The 896-nt window shown below is 48.0% G+C and carries 1 rRNA gene; it reads left to right on the top strand.

Annotated features, from left to right (window positions below):
- Nucleotides 1-896: ribosomal RNA gene (locus LA313_RS16325) — 23S ribosomal RNA — on the top strand; the annotation flags it as partial.

Below are 896 nucleotides of genomic sequence, written 5' to 3'. Positions count from 1 at the left end.
ATTGGTTGTGTAATGAACTAGAACGCTTTGGAAAGAGCGGCCATAGACGGTGATAGCCCGGTATAGGTAAAGAACATAAACCATAGTGGTATCCTGAGTAGTGCGGGGCACGAGAAACCCTGTATGAATTTGGCGGGACCATCCGCTAAGGCTAAATACTCCTGAGAGACCGATAGTGAACCAGTACCGTGAGGGAAAGGTGAAAAGAACCGTGAATAACGGAGTGAAATAGATCCTGAAACCATACGCTTACAAGCGGTCGGAGCCCTTTATAGGGTGACGGCGTGCCTTTTGCATAATGAGCCTACGAGTTAACGTTGCCAGCAAGGTTAAGGGGTTAAGCCCTGGAGCCGTAGCGAAAGCGAGTCTGAATAGGGCGACTATAGTTGGTAGTGTTAGACGCGAAACCGTGTGATCTACCCTTGGGCAGGTTGAAGCTGTGGTAACACATAGTGGAGGACCGAACCCGTTGACGTTGAAAAGTCTTGGGATGACCTGAGGGTAGGGGTGAAAGGCCAATCAAACTCGGAAATAGCTCGTACTCCCCGAAATGCATTTAGGTGCAGCGATTAATTAGTTTTATAGAGGTAGAGCTACTGATTGGATGCGGGGGCTTCACCGCCTACCAATTCCTGACAAACTCCGAATGCTATAAAATGATGTTGATCAGTGAGGGCATGGGTGCTAAGGTCCATGTCCGAGAGGGAAAGAACCCAGACCATCAGCTAAGGTCCCCAAATGTATGTTAAGTTGAAAAAACGCGGTTGAACTGCTTAGACAGCTAGGATGTTGGCTTGGAAGCAGCCATTCATTTAAAGAGTGCGTAACAGCTCACTAGTCGAGCGGTTCGGCATGGATAATAATCGGGCATAAACATACTACCGAAGCTATGGATT

Origin of the sequence: Salinimicrobium sediminilitoris, from assembly GCF_020866905.1 — a bacterium.
Classification (GTDB): Bacteria; Bacteroidota; Bacteroidia; order Flavobacteriales; family Flavobacteriaceae; genus Salinimicrobium; species Salinimicrobium sediminilitoris.
Note: the sequence above shows the minus strand (reverse complement) of the source record. Positions and strands in the feature narration are given on the sequence as shown.